The following is a 13,955-nucleotide window of genomic DNA, read 5'->3' on the forward strand; positions in this document are numbered from 1 at the left end:
GTCGCTTCCCTTAAGCGCGTCCAGTACAGCCCGCTAAGCGAGTGTCCTAAGTTGTTTGGGTGTACGTGCTGAAGGGCGCGGCCGCTGGTGCGATGCCCGCCCGAATATGTACGAATCCGGCGACGGCCCCTGGTTGGGTCCCCTTGGGCCGTTAATGCTTGTTTGCCTTTTAAGCTGTGTGAGCGACGTTCTGAGGACGGCAGTTCCAGGGTTGAGTTCGTGGATGAGCTTGGCCGGATGAGCTGGCAGGCGGCCAAGCACGCCGGCGAGCCAATCCTGGGGATCGATGTCGTTGAGCTTGGCGATGGCGACGAGTAGATTGCGCTGATCATTAAGCGTCGATTATTTTAGACCCGCAACGTGGGAAGCATCGGTCCAGATCACGTCAAAACCGGCCTGCTGTAGAATCTTCTGAATTTCAACCGGAGCAGTTCGCATTCCGCGCCGCGCGAGAGCGAGAAAATGAACTTCTACAAAGACGCCGCGTAATCCGGGGTGCCGCAGCGTTTCTGTCATGCCTCTCAGCACTTCGAGTTCAGCTCCTTCGACATCAATCTTAATAATCGCCGGTGCATGGAGGGAACACATTGAGTCACCACGTTTGACCGAAGATCGAATGGATGCGCTGTTCCCGGAATGAACAACTAAGCTGTCTGCGACGGTTGAGCCTTTCTCAGCCACAAAGAAGTCGGCCTCTCCATCGAAATCAGATAAGGCAATTTCCTGCAAAATCACACCCGGTTCCGTTGCGAACGAGGACTGCAATTGCGCAAAGGCTCGAGGCGACGGTTCGAACGCAATGACCTTACCATCGCGGCCCACGCGATCAACAAAAAGCCTGGTGTACAGGCCTACGTTCGCGCCTACGTCCCAGACAAGATCGCCCTCCCTTATGTTGGTCAGAAGCAGATCGCGAAACTTTTGTTCATAGGCCTCGCTGAAAATCCTTCTGTAGATACTCAGTATTGGGCGAAGAATGTGCAGTTGCTGCGCGAATGCTCGAATTTGGATCAACAGTGGATTTGCGTAATTCACGGCGATCTCCTTAGTCCCTGGTTCGACCCGCCCATAGCGCGGCGGCAGAAGGGGATTTCGTATCGCTCGATGTCAAGCGGGCATCGGCGTCGATCCAAGCGCAATGCCCGGCCGCAGCTTCCGAAGAGACTTTGAGCACTGTGGAAGCGTATGATGACCAGACAAATGCGAGGTGGTTCGCTATGGATCCAATGTCGCTGTCGCGTCGTATATCCAGGCACACCGTCAACTTGCCCGGCGCCTTGATGTCTCCGATCAATAGAAATGAGGCTTGGCCATTCAGATCGATCATGTCCTGCCGAAAATCCCGAAGGCCCACTGCCTCGATCTCGAGCACGTCGCCGGCTGCCAGAATATTCTCGCCGCGCGCAGCGACATGGGCGAACAGGATCGCCATGATCATTAGAGTCGCCGAGCGGATCCCAACAGGCGCAAGCTCATTGCGTTCATCCTGCCCCTCCACCGTGTGGCCCGGGAATGGTACTTGCTACAACGAGGCCCGTCGCCGCAGAGTTCCGGCGTCAGTGTTCCATTGGAAATCTCCCCCCACGGCTCGGTGGACCGCTGATGGAACCCCACATTAAGCCCCCGGCGCCTGTTTTCGATCCCTGGAGTCAAGCGCAAGTCGCCTCTTGACCGCTCGAATTCAAGGAACCGATACCGACCGCTTCCGTTATATGCGGCGGGTTGCGACTGATCCTTTCGGTTTGCGGTGCGTGGCCATCTTGCACCTGTTCGGCCGCCCCGTGATCCGGTGCAACTCAGTGTATGCCGGAAAGGCACATGCACGCTCGAGCGCCATCACGCGCGGCAACCACCGGTCGTCTCCACGGAACGCATCTCCGCGTAGTGTTATGCGTTGCCGCGCTACTCTCGCTCTTCCTATCCATCCATCTTTCGGTCTCGGGAAGTCTTCTGTTCCCCTATGTTGCGGCGTTCGCAATATCTTTCGCTCTGATCTGCCTCGAGTCGCGGCGACTCTCGACGGGGTTGATCATCGCCGCCTTTCTTCTATTGACGGCAACCGTGGCGTTCTTCGCTTTGTCGATCCCGTACGCGGTCGACCCGTCACGTCGCCTGCTCTCGCTAGCCCAACTATACGTGGCCCTCATTACCAACTACGGACTTTTTCTCGGATTATCTTCGTTGCACTCCCGAACGATTTCCCGCCTGTTCTTGTCTGTGGCCGTCTTCATGCTGATAGTCGCGACTTTGGAGGTGTATTTCGGGCTGAGACCGTTTGTCGACGCAGTCCGGTCCGTGATTCATCGGGAGTATTACGACGACACCACACGAGACTTGGCGCTCTACGGTGCCGTGCGACCAAGTGTCTTTGCTTCGGAACCTTCGCTGGTAGGAATTTTCTGGGGCCTGTCGCTGTGTGGATGGCTTCTCGCCGATGTGGACAGGTTTGGGATCAGACGGCTTGTTGTCGCTTCACTGCTGACCGCATCTGCGGTTTTTGTAATTCGCTCGCCCACCATATTCTATGCCGTCACGATCTGCGTGATCGGGTTGATCGTTGACCGATTGAGAAGAAGCCCTAATCCCGGCGTGCGATTGATCAAATCGGTATCACTGTGTGCCTGCTTCATCGTGGTCATCGCCTCGACCTCGCTGCTCATGCATGCCGCCGACGAGTTCGGAGGATTGATCGAGAACATAGTCAACGGAGACAGCTTCTACTCTCGTCAAATTGGACCGTACCGTCTTGCGTCCAGCATGGCCGACACCAGTCCTTTCTTTGGTTTCGGATTGGGAGGTGACGCGGAAATGACGCCTTACGCGATAGACGCGTTCTCGCCCGTCATCGAAAACATGATCGCGGGTATCGACGCAGCGGACGTCGACAGCGTTCGGGGCATGGGCCTCAATTTCAGAGAGGGCAAGGCAAGTCATCTGCTCACAAACTCGTTTTGGCAGTTTTGGATTTCATTTGGCATTCTCGGCGGCGCAATCGTGGTCGCCATCGTGGCATTTGCGCTGGCGGAATTGGGCGTGAGCGAAATTGGCTTTGTGCTGCTCGGGGCGACACTTATGGGGCAAACCATGGGAGCCGTCGTGATTGCTCCGGCGTGGACGCCCCTGTTTGTCATCGCCGCCGTTACGGTTGGCTGGGCGCACGCTTCTCGCGCAACAAAGGCGAGCTAATGTTCGGATATTTCTCCGAGCTTGCTTCACTTGCAAACCGCGACGTCTGCGTTGTGGGCGGTGGACCGGCAGGTATCGCGGTTGCGCTTGCCTGCGAGGAGCGTGGGCTCTCGGTTCTCCTTCTGGAATCAGGAAAGGATAAGGTCGACGCTTTTTTTGCTGGCCTCAGCACCGGACATGACATTGACTTGGAGACGCATGCGGCCCCGCAATTGGCTATCTGCCGTGCTCTTGGTGGCGCCTCGAAATGGTGGGGCGGCAGGTGCACTCCCCTCGACGAAATTGATTTTGCTAAACGGTCTTTCGTACAAGCGAGCTGGCCTATTTCATACGCAGAATTGGCAATCTGCTATGATAGTGCCGCCGCGTTCTTTGGTGTTGCGCCCGCGGACTTTATTGCGCCGGTTCCGCCATGGGGGCGATTGGAAGGAGTACGATTTGAAGATCTAGAGCGATGGACGCCTGAAAGGGATGTAAGCAAGCGCCATCGCGAGCGCCTCGCCACCTCGAAAGACATTGTATTAGTTGCCGAAACTACCGTAACCGAAATTCACGTCTCGGAGGATGCTCGACACGTCAGCCGCTTGACCGTTCGCAGTCGGGAGAAATCGATCGCCATCTCGCCTAGATACATCGTTCTCGCCTGCGGCGGTCTGGAAACGACACGTCTTCTGCTGTGGACGCAATGCAAGTTCCCGAAGCTCTTTGGAGGACCCGACGGCCCGTTGGGGCGGTATTATTCAGGCCATATTTCCGGCAAGATAGCCAACTTGGTCCTAGGCGACCCCGCCCATTTTGCCGCCCACGACTATTTCCTCGATTCAGGCGTCTTCGTGCGCAGGCGGTTTACGTTTCCTCCGGAGGTCCAACGACGCGAGGAGCTTCTTAATATAGCCCTTTATGCAGACAACCCACCATTCCATTCTGCCGACCATCGCGACGGCGTACTTTCACTTGCCTGGCTCGCGTTGGCAACTCCGATCTTAGGACGCTTACTTGCATCGGAAGGCGTACGGATCAGTCACCTAGGCCCAGCACCTTATCAGTGGTTTCAACACCTTAGAAATGTCTTGTTGCAGCCTGTAGCAACGTGGGCGAGCATTGTAAGCATTCTGAATCAGAGATACTTTAGCTTTCCCAGGAAGCCAGGCTTTTTATTGTTCAACGAGCGCGGGCGATACGCTCTTCACTACCATGCCGAGCAATCGCCAAATCCGAAGTCGCGAGTAACGTTGAGCTCCAAATTTGACGCATTTGGCTTGCCATACTTGCGCGTCCGTCTTCGGTTTCGCGACGCGGATGCACAAAGCGTCGTCAGAGCTCATTCAATTCTTGACACGGCCTTGAGGCAATCAGGATTGGGCTATCTCGAATTTGGTGAACCCGGCGCGGAGTCTCGCGTCAAGCATGTGCTTCGCCAGGCAAAGGATGGCTTTCATCAAATCGGAGGCACGCGCATGGGCTTTGATCCTCAGCAAAGTGTCGTGAACACTGATTGCCGCACGCACGACCTTGAAAATTTGTACATTGCGTCCAGTTCGGTGTTTTCTTCAACCGGCCAAGCCAATCCAACGTTTCCCATGGTGGCTCTGGGTTTCAGATTGTCGGCTCATCTCGCAAGCCAAATGGCCAGGGAAAGGGTTGCGGGAAGCAGCAAACATCGTCTTGCTCCATGAGGCAGGTCTATTCAAAAGCGCTGGGGCGCAACGTGTCGGCAATAGGCTTCGGGTGTGCGTCCCTTGGCTCTCGGATTTCGCCAAGTGGCGGTCGCCGAGCCGTAGAAATGGCTCTCGAACACGGCGTGAGGTGGTTTGACGTTGCCCCTTCATACGGGGATGGACAGGCTGAGGAGCTACTTGGCAGTTGCCTGCAAGGTCAGCGCGATAGAGTTGTTATTTGCACCAAAGTTGGAATTGCACGTCCTAGCCTTTCTTTGTCACAGCGCCTCTTCCGGCCTTTAGCGCGAACTGTCGTATCTTGCATTCCGGCTGCACGTTCGGTGGTAAGGCACGCTCGTAAGTTTCCCCGCCGTACAGCCATTCATCCAGACCTGATCGAAGCGTCCCTTCTGCAGAGCCTACGATCATTGCGGACCGATCATGTGGATGTCTTGGCACTTCACGAGCCAACGCCAGAGGAGGCAGCAGATAAGCGCATTTTTGATGTGCTCGAGCGGTTACTGGACCGCGGACTTATCCGAGCAATTTCTGTCGCCGGACAGCCCAACAGCATCATCGCGTCAGTATCCAGACGCCTCCGCGTCGACTTCGCGCAGTTTCAGGATGCACCGCATAATGGTGTAGCCGCTAGATTGCGTTCTGAGCTGCCAAGCGATAGGCGACCTCAGTTTGTCACGCATGGCGTATTCGGGACAGAGAATTCGAACGAAATATCTATGCTGTCGTCCCGAGCATCAGAAACTCTCAAGTTCTGGCTTCAGGAGTACGATCCCAATGCAACGGAGATTGTAGCGGATCTCTTGTTGCATTTTGCGTTCTCTAATAATCCGGATGGGGTGGTAATAAGCTCGATGTTTAGCGCGCGGCATATCGAACACAATTGTTCACTTGCGGCGAAAAGCCCGACACCAGAACTCGCAGCCAAGGTCCATTCACTTCTAGGAAACAGATAGAGGAGCTATCGTAGATCTCGCCGTGGTCGCGGACCTTAAATGAGCAACGTCCCCATTGGGCCCCCGATTCTATTTCGTCCACCCTGCGAGGTATTTGTAATAGACGGCTTTTCTACCGATAGGACGGATTGAGCTGGCACGCGAGGCACGGCGCTTAAGGTCCAAAACGGAAATGCAAATACCGCATCAAATCATCTATCAAATTCGATATATCTCTTGTTGGCTTAAGTCCAACCAAGAGGCTGATCAAGCTTTTCAATTTAGACTGAATTCTCTGTTGGGCGCCGCAAGCGCCATAATACCGTTAGGGCGAGCCCGCTCCGGAATCTTTCTATTGGTCAAGCAGGTCATTACAGAAACGCGGCGCAACGTAATTATGTCGCCGTACACTATACCTGACGTCGTTAACATGGTGAAGTTTGGAGGGGGCCAACCAGTTTTTGTGGACTTTCGTCCAAATTCGACCAACGTTGATTTTGGCCATCTCAGGTCACTCATCGATGAGCGGACCGCGTGTGTTCTGGTCACTCACTATCACGTCCCCCAAGCGGAAACGAATGCGATAGCTGACTTCTGTCGCTCCAGAGACGTGAAGTTCTTCGATGACTGCGCCATATCTTTGGGCGCTAGTATCGAAGGCAAGCCAATCGGTACCGTCAGCGAAGCAAGCGTGTTCAGCTTCTCAGGATTTAAGATACTAAACTTTTTTTGGGGTGGAGCGATAGTCATGCCTCCTGGAGAGATTGCAACTGCTATCGAAGCTGAAGTTGAAACTTGGCCGCGGCTGAGGTTTTGGCAATATCGATTCCAAGCAAAAAAATTCTAACATACCGCTTTGTCACAAGTCGCTTGGTGTTTCCGCTATTTTTTGCGCTGCGGCGCTCAATAATTGAATCCGGCGAGATTGTCGACGTCCTTCCTTTGTCACGCATCGAGACGGCTCGTCTGGACGACACAATTGCCAGCCGCCCGGCCCTCGCTGTCTTAGGTGAGTGGAGCCGAAAATTTAGCGATATCGCAGACATACTCAACCACCGTCGCTCGATCGCCGCGGTTTATGATCGGTATTTTCGCCAGATTAGTGTATCGGCTGAGACACCTGAAGAATGTCGCGCGGAGGCTGGATTCGTCAATTATCCGATCATCGTCGGTCGCAATTCGCGAGATAAGATCTACAGGGCGTTGCTAGCCAATAACTACGACGTAGCTTTGTCACTTTACCCGAATGTCCATGAAATGGAGAAGTTTACCGATATACCGGGCTGTACAACTAATGTTTCGGAATTGGTGCGGTCCATTATTACCCTGCCGACGCACACGCGTGTGACGCCCGCATATGCTGAAAGACTGAGCCGGTTTCTGTTGGCATTGATCCCGAGCCACTGAATTCGAGTCTTTTGATCGATAGTGTGGATCCAATGGAAGATCGCATCGGACCTGACCGCTCGGTCTTCAACGACGTGATCTGGACCAGGATCGACATGGCCCCGTTGCAGAGCTGCGCGCCACGCGACCACAGGCTCTTCGCCAAGGTTCCGCACGGCCGTTGGCACCATGACCTTCTGACCTTCCTGGCGGCATTGCATCACAACTGGACCATCGCACGCTGCCTCGACCGCTTCACCCGCGCGAATGCGCCAACTACTTCGAATCCGGTGGATTACGAGCCACCCTGTGATCGGGAGCTACTCGAATTGCGGAACCGCACAACGTTTGTTGCTATAGCTCGCTAGGAGCACGGGACAGCAACAGGGTGCAGCCGGCACTTCAGACAGTTTCGAAGCGCACAGCTTAAGGGCGATGCACACGCCTCCAGGCGCCCCCGCTGCAATGCACGTTTTGGTTAATAAAAGACCTGTCTTGTCGTCGTGCTCACACCTTCTATCATCGAACTGCATCGCGAATTGCGAATCATCCTAGTTCCGGAGCCCTCAGTGGTCGGCTTAATGATCGTCAGCTTCGTCTTGGGTGTGTACGTGGCGCGCTTTAATATTCTGGCCGCAACCTTGGCGAGCATAGTCTGTGCCGCGGTTTCGTTACTTTACGATTTGAGTAGCGAGTCAACTCTCATGCACTCTCTTCTGGCTAGCGTCGGTACGGCATGTGCGCTGCAGATCGGCTATCTCGTTGGTCAGCTACTGCGGCTCCCGAGAAGATAGTGTTGCCGCCATCCGCAGCGCCCCTGGCGTTGCTAGTAGGCATTTTCATAGCTTTTCTTTGAAAATATCGTCATCAGGACAATTTTTAGATCGAAGCCAAAAGACCAATTATCAATGTAGTACAGATCGTGTTCCACACGGGCGCGCATTTTCTCGAAAGTGTCGGTCTCACCACGGAGCCCGTTTACCTGAGCCCAGCCCGTAATGCCTGGCTTGACGTTATGACGTCGAGATAGGCGGGCGATCTGACCTTCAAACATTTGATTGTGCCAGACGGCGTGCGGACGCGGTCCGACAATCGACATGTCCCCCCGGATGACATTGAAGAGCTGAGGGAGTTCGTCGATATTCGTTCGCCGCAATATCCGTCCTATGCGCGTGACTCTAGGATCATCCCGGGTTGCCTGACGTGCACTCGCTGTGCCCGCTACCATCGTGCGAAACTTTAGAACCATTATGGGCTTATTGTTATAACCATGGCGAGTTTGTTTGAACAGAACGGGACCTCGCGAACTCAATTTTATCAACGCGGCCACCATCAGCATCAGCGGCATGAGTAAGAGGCCGGCGGCTGCAGCAACGAACAGATCAAAACTCCGCTTGAGGAAGCGATCCATCACCCAATCGGGTCCTGACGCGCTCTCCAACACGGAGGCATGTCCGAAGCATCCAATTCGGCTACAGCGCATGAAATTCAGCATGCCAACAGGTAGAAGTTGAATCCGAACCGGCATTTCGGAGAGCATATCCACTGCGCGAGTAACCGCGTCCATGTTATCTGAATGGAAGAGCAGCAACACCGCATCACATCGGTGGGTCCGAGTGTCGCGCAGGATCGTTTGAAGCTGAAGCCAAATATTGGTCGAGTCTCAGACGATAAACTTGGCGTATCTCGTCCTGCGTGGATGATAATTGCTCGAGGAGTAGGGTCGGTTTCTCGACGTCCGGGAAAACTAGGACTACGACGCCCGGTGAGGTCCAACGGCCGCTTTTTCGGCCGACTTCGATAGCGTGCAACAATAGTGCTCGAATCATGATCTGCGTTGGTAAGGCGATGGCCAACTGCGCGAGGAACGTTCCCCTAGAGTAGCTCAAGACCGTCCCACTAATGAACATGAGAGCGAGAAGGAAAACAAAGGCTAAGGCCAATGCGAGCACTCCTCGGTGAAGCGCTTGCCGATTCCATTCCGCACCATGAAGATCGTATTGTCTGTCGGCCAGACAGATTATGCCGTACATCAGCGCCAATTGTGTGCAGATCAATCCGTACGAAATCGTGTCGGGCAGTCCGTCCCAAACAGTTAGATGATATGCAACAAAGGCCAGGTAGGTTGATACTGCGACGGCCGCCATTTCGGTTAGGGCCAGCATTGCAGCGAGCACCAGGCGATCGTCGTGGCTCTGAGCAATTTCCTTCGAACTCGCCACCGGTCCAGAAAAAGTTGGCTGTAGCATCGCTGGCCTCCGGCGAAAATCAAGCTCGTTCTGGCACTATTGTTCCAATTCTACCGGATCTCGCCTCTTGCTTCGGACCACCACAGCGCAATGCTCCCAAGAAAAACAGAGAGTCGCCTCCCTGACAGCGCGAAGCCAAACGCCGAGGCTCCAACCTGAGCCGGTAGACCCATTCCAAATGAGCCGAGCGAATCCACAATGGAGCGCAGAAGTTCGCCGGCCCATTCAAGCAATCCTCCGAGAGTGTTGCCCAGCGTGCAGCCGGTCGCGTCGATATTTCTCGTAAGGCGAAGCTCTTGGGCCGGAAAGGCAATAAGCAGCAGGTACGGCCTTGCGGATCGAATGCGCTGGAGTGGAGCGGGCGAATTGAGATCGGCGCATCCGTGTTGAACGCCCACGAGTTGGTGCTGCGAAAGGTTCTCTACCAGCGCGGACACCACCATCCACTCGTCGAACGCAAGTCATTGCCTTCGTGGCGAACGCATTGGCCGCATTCGCGAGCTTGTGAATGTTCGCCCCGTTCTCGATCCAGAATGCACCATTAAGGCGAATACGGCTGAAGAGCTCGTGGTCGGTTTGGCTCATAGCGGCGATCGAAGCGTAAACTCTCATCGACATCGGTGTGATTTCACTAAACCGGTTCGGTTCCAAGGAAGAACCAAAACAGGCATGGAAGAGGCCGCCGTGCGTCGATACAAGCAATCTGCGGCGATGAGATGCTTTCGTTACGGCAAGAAGGTTGGCGAATAAAACGGTTGCTTGGACGTGGACAATGTCAGCGCCACTGGCAGGATATCGGGGTCGTTGCCAACACAGAATCCTTATCAGCTTGACCTGATGAATGGCCTCATAGACAGGCAAACGCGCACTGGTCGTGGCGGTGTAAGAGATGCGGTCAAGCATCGGTGCCAGTGCCGCAAAAACCGACTTCATTTGACGCGCGGGAAGCTCTCGAACGACGTATTCAAACGCACCGACCGAGGCTGCAAACCGTCCAACTACGTGGACTACCGACATGGGCCGCTCCGGACTTAAGCGGCGTCCCTATTTCCCTGAGCAGTCATGAACTGCACCGGTATTCCCCACACCGTTCAACTTTAACTTAAGTTGATCGCTAGCCTTAGGCTTTTATCAGAAACCCCACGGTTGGTCGGATCCCTCGTCGGCGATTTTCAAAACGATTGACGTGGATTTATATCGGTTCCCCGTGGAAAAACGGTCTACGAAAACTGCTGTAAACCAGCAACGTCGGCCGCAAGAACGCCGATGAGACACCGCACCAGGCATTCGCGAGATGAGGATTCTCCTTGCTGCGACGCGACGCATGGCAACGCGACCGGGCTGCAGATAGGCAGGCGCAATAACAGCCATTGGTGGTAGGGGTGCCAAGTCGCAGCATGGCAGTTGGGAACCGCCGCCTCCAGTTGACAATCATGATGAGGCGACGACTTGCGACGAATTTCAGGTGCAACCGTTATTGGGCGCTCGTAGAGCGCTTCTGGCCCGTTCATCTATGTCCGCCGCGTATCGACCGGCGAATTCGGTAGTAGTCGGTCGGACTGAAGCTGGCTGGTCGAGCGCTGTTTCTAGCAAGGAACCACTTTATATTTTGTGCCGTTTCCTTGCATTCCTCGCATCGCACAGCGACTGCAGTCGCATTCACTCTTATTCTCGCATCGCCGGCGCTTGCTGATTGCAACCAGGAACTGAAAATACTGGAACAGAAAATCGTTTCGGCGGAGACGGCGCGAGCACGAGCGAAACCGAAATGGCGGCGACCAAGCACCAAGAGGAGCTTCTAACGGGAAAGCAAAAGAGCGGTGCGCCGGAAGCCACAGGAACAACGGCGCGTGCTGTGGAGCCCGCTTCACCTCATCAGGAAAAAAGACACTGGCAAACGTAGCGTCGAGGGCGGGGATCATACCGCCCAAATGATCGCCGAAGCCCGCAAGATATCCGAGGCTGGCGACGAGCAGGGGTGTATGAAGAAGGCAGCGGAACTGAAAGACGGTGCTGGGTCCAAGTAAGCGTCATTCGCGCGGCCCATCAGGAAGGGCCATCCAACGTGAAGGTTCCCGGAGCACAAGCCAGCCGCTCTCGATCGCGAGCTTGATGTCCCGCCATGAATTCAGAATCGGTGGTGCGATTCCTTCATGCGATATTGCGCGCTTAATTGGCCTTGAGCTCCAGCGCCAGCTTCACGCCAGCGCTTTATTGCCTTTTCAAATCTATCTCGAACGTGAACTTTGCCTGCAGTACGGGGCCATCTTCATCACGGACTTCGATTTCCATACCACGGCCGAAGCCGCTGAAGCGCCTGCCTCGTACCGCATCCTTTGCCATATCAACCAACGAGCGAGCCGCCTCTTCCTGCACAGCTTCAATATCGGGCAGTTCGAGCCCTTTCTCATCCACGGAAACGGCGTCGCCGTCGCGTAAGTCAAAGTAATAGCGCTTCATCGGCCAATCCCGGGCGCGTCACCTCTCAAGCTAAAACCTGGAGAACAGATATTGCGTTCCAACGCGGTCGCATTTTTCGCGGTCTTGGAATGAGACGCCCTAGGAGAGAGGACCGGTGCCAGCCCAAGAGGCCTGGAACGTTTTCTTGGGAACTATGATGCACTCGAGGATTCGCTCTCAAGCTTGCAGTTTGTGCGCTAAATGGCTCCAGCCAGAAGACAACATGGCTCCAGCCAGAAGAGCCTCGTAAGGCCAAGGACGAGGGATGCCCATTTATCGTCTGCTGCAAAATGTGCCGATGGGCCAACAGGCGACATGCCACTTCAATCACCTCATTCGCACGACACAAGCGAGAGCGGCACGGCAAGGTCGAGCGCCTTGCTTGCACGTGGGGCGCGAAAATGACCTTCACTTTTCCAAAACCCGGCTATCGCGGAACGTCATGAAGGCGAGCCGCTCGAAGAGGTCATGTCGGCCCTCAGCAGGCGTTCACTCATCCTTCTCTATCTTGAGAAGAATGGCGTCGATGCGCGGGTTCGCCTTCGCATCGAAGCTAAAGCGCTCATTGGGCGACTTGCTGACACCCATGGGCACTAGCGTAACGGTCATCTCATTCTTGAGATCGCGGCGCTCGACGAGTCGTTTCAGCGGCTCGGTCACGTCGAGGGTGATCGACGTACCAAAGTCCCCGTGACCGGCGTGACCACCCCTCGCAGAACGGCGCGATTCCTCGTCGGTACCGAAGAACGTGAGGTTGCCAACATAATATGGACTATCGGGGTCTGGTTTGCTGTCGCGTGGCAACCCCAGATAGACCTCAAAGTAGCCGTCAAGTTGGGCTTCAGTCTGCACACCCTCAAACGTTAGCGTATAGCGGGCTCCGTTCTCAATCGTCTTAGAGAGCATGTCAAAGGACAGCACCTTGGCAAGCCGTTCGCGCGTGTCGCTGTCTTCAGGTCGCAGGTCGATCCGCGCCTGGTCCGGGGTCGGTTTGACGTTGCGAGCGAGGATAAATGAGGCCATCACACGCGCCCTCTCGCTAGCCAGCATGAAGTTCGCTGATGCTATGAGATAATACCACCAGGGGGGACGCAGGTGCGTGGATCCTCATACTGGTAATTGAGCTGATTGATGGTATAGAGCACGTCTGCACCGCTCATCTGCACGAAGTTCTTGTTCTCATCAACGAAGGTAAAGTTGGTGTTCATCCATGTTGTATTCGCGGTCGGGTTGACCCGGCCCCCTCCCTGCGCGAGCCACTTTTCCCACAGGCGATCGATATTGCAGTGATGTAGCCAGAAGATCGGGTCCTGGCCAGCAGTGTTGAAGCCTCCCATGTTGCCGCCGATCGTACCATGCACAACGTTGTGCGGCGTTCCTTGGACGGCTCCCTGGAACTGCCCGCCGCCGAGGAAGGCGAGTGGCACCAGACATGTGGTCGAGTCGACCGCCGAAGCCGGCAGCGCCCCGCCCCCATTCATCCCAGGGCGAGTTCCATCCCATAGCGGATTGGTCGCGTTGTTCGGATTGCGGAACGGTGGTGGCAGCGTCCTATTCGCTGCCGGCGCATAGTCCCAATAGGGCAGTGCAAAGTCGGGATCACCGCAGGCCGCGCGCACGATCCGCTCGAAGAAATACAGATACATGCGGTGCCAGGACAGGAAGTGGAAGCCATGATCACACGTGGACCAGGGAGCCCCAGGGGGCCAGCTTCCAGCGGGCGTGTTCGTTCCGTGAATGTTGGCTTGATACAGCCAGCTCGTCGGATCAGATGCGGGCCGACCTTTCATCACCGAGACGGCCTGCCGGTATGCCTGGATGATTGGATGGTTTGGATTACTATTATATAGCGAGTAAACGTTCTGGCGGAGTTTCGGTCGGCCGTAGCACCAATGGATCTTGAGAAATTCTAAATTTCTAGGATTGTTCAGTTCCTGCGCCGATACCGGACCCGAGCCCGCGGCGGCTATCAAACCTGCAGCGCCTTTCAGAAAGTCACGCCGTTGCATCGTTACCTCCTTCATCACCTTTGATGAGCCATCGAAGAGAAAAACGGCGAGCAA

15 protein-coding genes are annotated in these 13,955 nt (G+C 55.2%); 6 read left to right on the top strand and 9 right to left on the bottom strand.

All coding sequences use genetic code 11. The features are described 5' to 3' along the window. Positions 1-33: 33 nt before the first annotated feature. From ACFXS9_RS42250 to ACFXS9_RS42260, 3 genes are read right to left on the bottom strand one after another with little or no spacing between them, the layout of a single operon-like run. Positions 34-306 carry a transposase domain-containing protein gene (locus ACFXS9_RS42250; protein ID WP_392700312.1) on the bottom strand — a complete coding sequence of 91 codons (273 nt, stop codon included), beginning with the start codon at positions 304-306 and terminating at the stop codon, positions 34-36. A 36-nt stretch (positions 307-342) separates the two neighbouring features. After that, on the bottom strand, positions 343-1,035 hold the full coding sequence (locus ACFXS9_RS42255; RefSeq protein WP_392699471.1) for an FkbM family methyltransferase: 693 nt from the start codon (positions 1,033-1,035) through the stop codon (positions 343-345). A gap of 10 nt (positions 1,036-1,045) precedes the next feature. Next, entirely contained in the window at positions 1,046-1,438 is a 393-nt protein-coding gene (locus ACFXS9_RS42260) for a hypothetical protein (protein WP_392699473.1), read from the bottom strand. A gap of 587 nt (positions 1,439-2,025) precedes the next feature. Here ACFXS9_RS42260 and ACFXS9_RS42265 point away from each other — a divergent pair. From ACFXS9_RS42265 to ACFXS9_RS42290, 6 genes are all read left to right on the top strand, one after another. Then, on the top strand, positions 2,026-3,186 hold the full coding sequence (locus ACFXS9_RS42265) for a hypothetical protein (RefSeq protein ID WP_392699475.1): 1,161 nt from the start codon (positions 2,026-2,028) through the stop codon (positions 3,184-3,186). Continuing rightward, complete coding sequence (locus tag ACFXS9_RS42270; RefSeq protein WP_392699477.1) at positions 3,186-4,862, top strand: GMC oxidoreductase; 1,677 nt, start codon at positions 3,186-3,188, stop codon at positions 4,860-4,862. The genes ACFXS9_RS42265 and ACFXS9_RS42270 overlap by 1 nt, the downstream gene beginning before the upstream one ends. Further along, entirely contained in the window at positions 4,859-5,818 is a 960-nt protein-coding gene (locus ACFXS9_RS42275; RefSeq protein ID WP_392699479.1) for an aldo/keto reductase, read from the top strand. The genes ACFXS9_RS42270 and ACFXS9_RS42275 overlap by 4 nt, the downstream gene beginning before the upstream one ends. Before the next feature lie 172 nt (positions 5,819-5,990). Next, on the top strand, positions 5,991-6,644 hold the full coding sequence (locus ACFXS9_RS42280; protein ID WP_392699481.1) for a DegT/DnrJ/EryC1/StrS family aminotransferase: 654 nt from the start codon (positions 5,991-5,993) through the stop codon (positions 6,642-6,644). Then, positions 6,593-7,204, top strand: a complete 612-nt coding sequence (locus ACFXS9_RS42285) for a DegT/DnrJ/EryC1/StrS family aminotransferase (protein ID WP_392699483.1) — start codon at positions 6,593-6,595, stop codon at positions 7,202-7,204. Before ACFXS9_RS42280 ends, ACFXS9_RS42285 begins: the two co-directional genes overlap by 52 nt. 32 nt (positions 7,205-7,236) lie before the next feature. Then, on the top strand, positions 7,237-7,551 hold the full coding sequence (locus ACFXS9_RS42290) for a hypothetical protein (protein WP_392699485.1): 315 nt from the start codon (positions 7,237-7,239) through the stop codon (positions 7,549-7,551). 458 nt (positions 7,552-8,009) lie between these two features. Here ACFXS9_RS42290 and ACFXS9_RS42295 read toward each other — a convergent pair whose 3' ends face one another. The 6 genes from ACFXS9_RS42295 to ACFXS9_RS42320 all read right to left on the bottom strand — a co-directional run bounded on the left by ACFXS9_RS42295 (position 8,010) and on the right by ACFXS9_RS42320 (position 13,901). Next, a complete protein-coding gene (locus tag ACFXS9_RS42295; protein ID WP_392699487.1) occupies positions 8,010-8,777 on the bottom strand; it encodes an exopolysaccharide biosynthesis polyprenyl glycosylphosphotransferase in 768 nt (255 codons plus the stop codon). Between the two features lie 4 nt (positions 8,778-8,781). Continuing rightward, entirely contained in the window at positions 8,782-9,432 is a 651-nt protein-coding gene (locus ACFXS9_RS42300; RefSeq protein ID WP_392699489.1) for a hypothetical protein, read from the bottom strand. A 225-nt stretch (positions 9,433-9,657) separates the two neighbouring features. After that, positions 9,658-10,449 carry a hypothetical protein gene (locus ACFXS9_RS42305; RefSeq protein WP_392699491.1) on the bottom strand — a complete coding sequence of 264 codons (792 nt, stop codon included), beginning with the start codon at positions 10,447-10,449 and terminating at the stop codon, positions 9,658-9,660. 1,194 nt (positions 10,450-11,643) lie between these two features. After that, positions 11,644-11,892: a DUF6894 family protein gene (locus tag ACFXS9_RS42310; RefSeq protein WP_392699493.1), complete on the bottom strand. Its 249-nt coding sequence runs from the start codon at positions 11,890-11,892 to the stop codon at positions 11,644-11,646. 489 nt (positions 11,893-12,381) lie between these two features. After that, positions 12,382-12,915: a hypothetical protein gene (locus tag ACFXS9_RS42315; protein ID WP_392699495.1), complete on the bottom strand. Its 534-nt coding sequence runs from the start codon at positions 12,913-12,915 to the stop codon at positions 12,382-12,384. Positions 12,916-12,956: 41 nt separating this feature from the next. Further along, positions 12,957-13,901 carry a tyrosinase family protein gene (locus ACFXS9_RS42320; RefSeq protein WP_392699497.1) on the bottom strand — a complete coding sequence of 315 codons (945 nt, stop codon included), beginning with the start codon at positions 13,899-13,901 and terminating at the stop codon, positions 12,957-12,959. Positions 13,902-13,955 lie beyond the last annotated feature (54 nt).

This window comes from Bradyrhizobium sp. RDI18 (assembly GCF_043203335.1).
Lineage (GTDB): Bacteria > Pseudomonadota > Alphaproteobacteria > Rhizobiales > Xanthobacteraceae > Bradyrhizobium > Bradyrhizobium retamae.

What these genes read in the sequence shown, in the direction of transcription:
- ACFXS9_RS42260 (WP_392699473.1), bottom strand. Translation starts at nt 1,438, where the DNA reads ATGATCATGGCGATCCTGTTCGCCCATGTCGCTGCGCGCGGCGAGAAT.
- ACFXS9_RS42270 (WP_392699477.1), top strand. Translation starts at nt 3,186, where the DNA reads ATGTTCGGATATTTCTCCGAGCTTGCTTCACTTGCAAACCGCGACGTC.
- ACFXS9_RS42275 (WP_392699479.1), top strand. Translation starts at nt 4,859, where the DNA reads ATGAGGCAGGTCTATTCAAAAGCGCTGGGGCGCAACGTGTCGGCAATA.
- ACFXS9_RS42280 (WP_392699481.1), top strand. Translation starts at nt 5,991, where the DNA reads ATGCAAATACCGCATCAAATCATCTATCAAATTCGATATATCTCTTGT.
- ACFXS9_RS42290 (WP_392699485.1), top strand. Translation starts at nt 7,237, where the DNA reads ATGGAAGATCGCATCGGACCTGACCGCTCGGTCTTCAACGACGTGATC.
- ACFXS9_RS42300 (WP_392699489.1), bottom strand. Translation starts at nt 9,432, where the DNA reads ATGCTACAGCCAACTTTTTCTGGACCGGTGGCGAGTTCGAAGGAAATT.
- ACFXS9_RS42305 (WP_392699491.1), bottom strand. Translation starts at nt 10,449, where the DNA reads ATGTCGGTAGTCCACGTAGTTGGACGGTTTGCAGCCTCGGTCGGTGCG.
- ACFXS9_RS42310 (WP_392699493.1), bottom strand. Translation starts at nt 11,892, where the DNA reads ATGAAGCGCTATTACTTTGACTTACGCGACGGCGACGCCGTTTCCGTG.
- ACFXS9_RS42315 (WP_392699495.1), bottom strand. Translation starts at nt 12,915, where the DNA reads ATGGCCTCATTTATCCTCGCTCGCAACGTCAAACCGACCCCGGACCAG.
- ACFXS9_RS42320 (WP_392699497.1), bottom strand. Translation starts at nt 13,901, where the DNA reads ATGCAACGGCGTGACTTTCTGAAAGGCGCTGCAGGTTTGATAGCCGCC.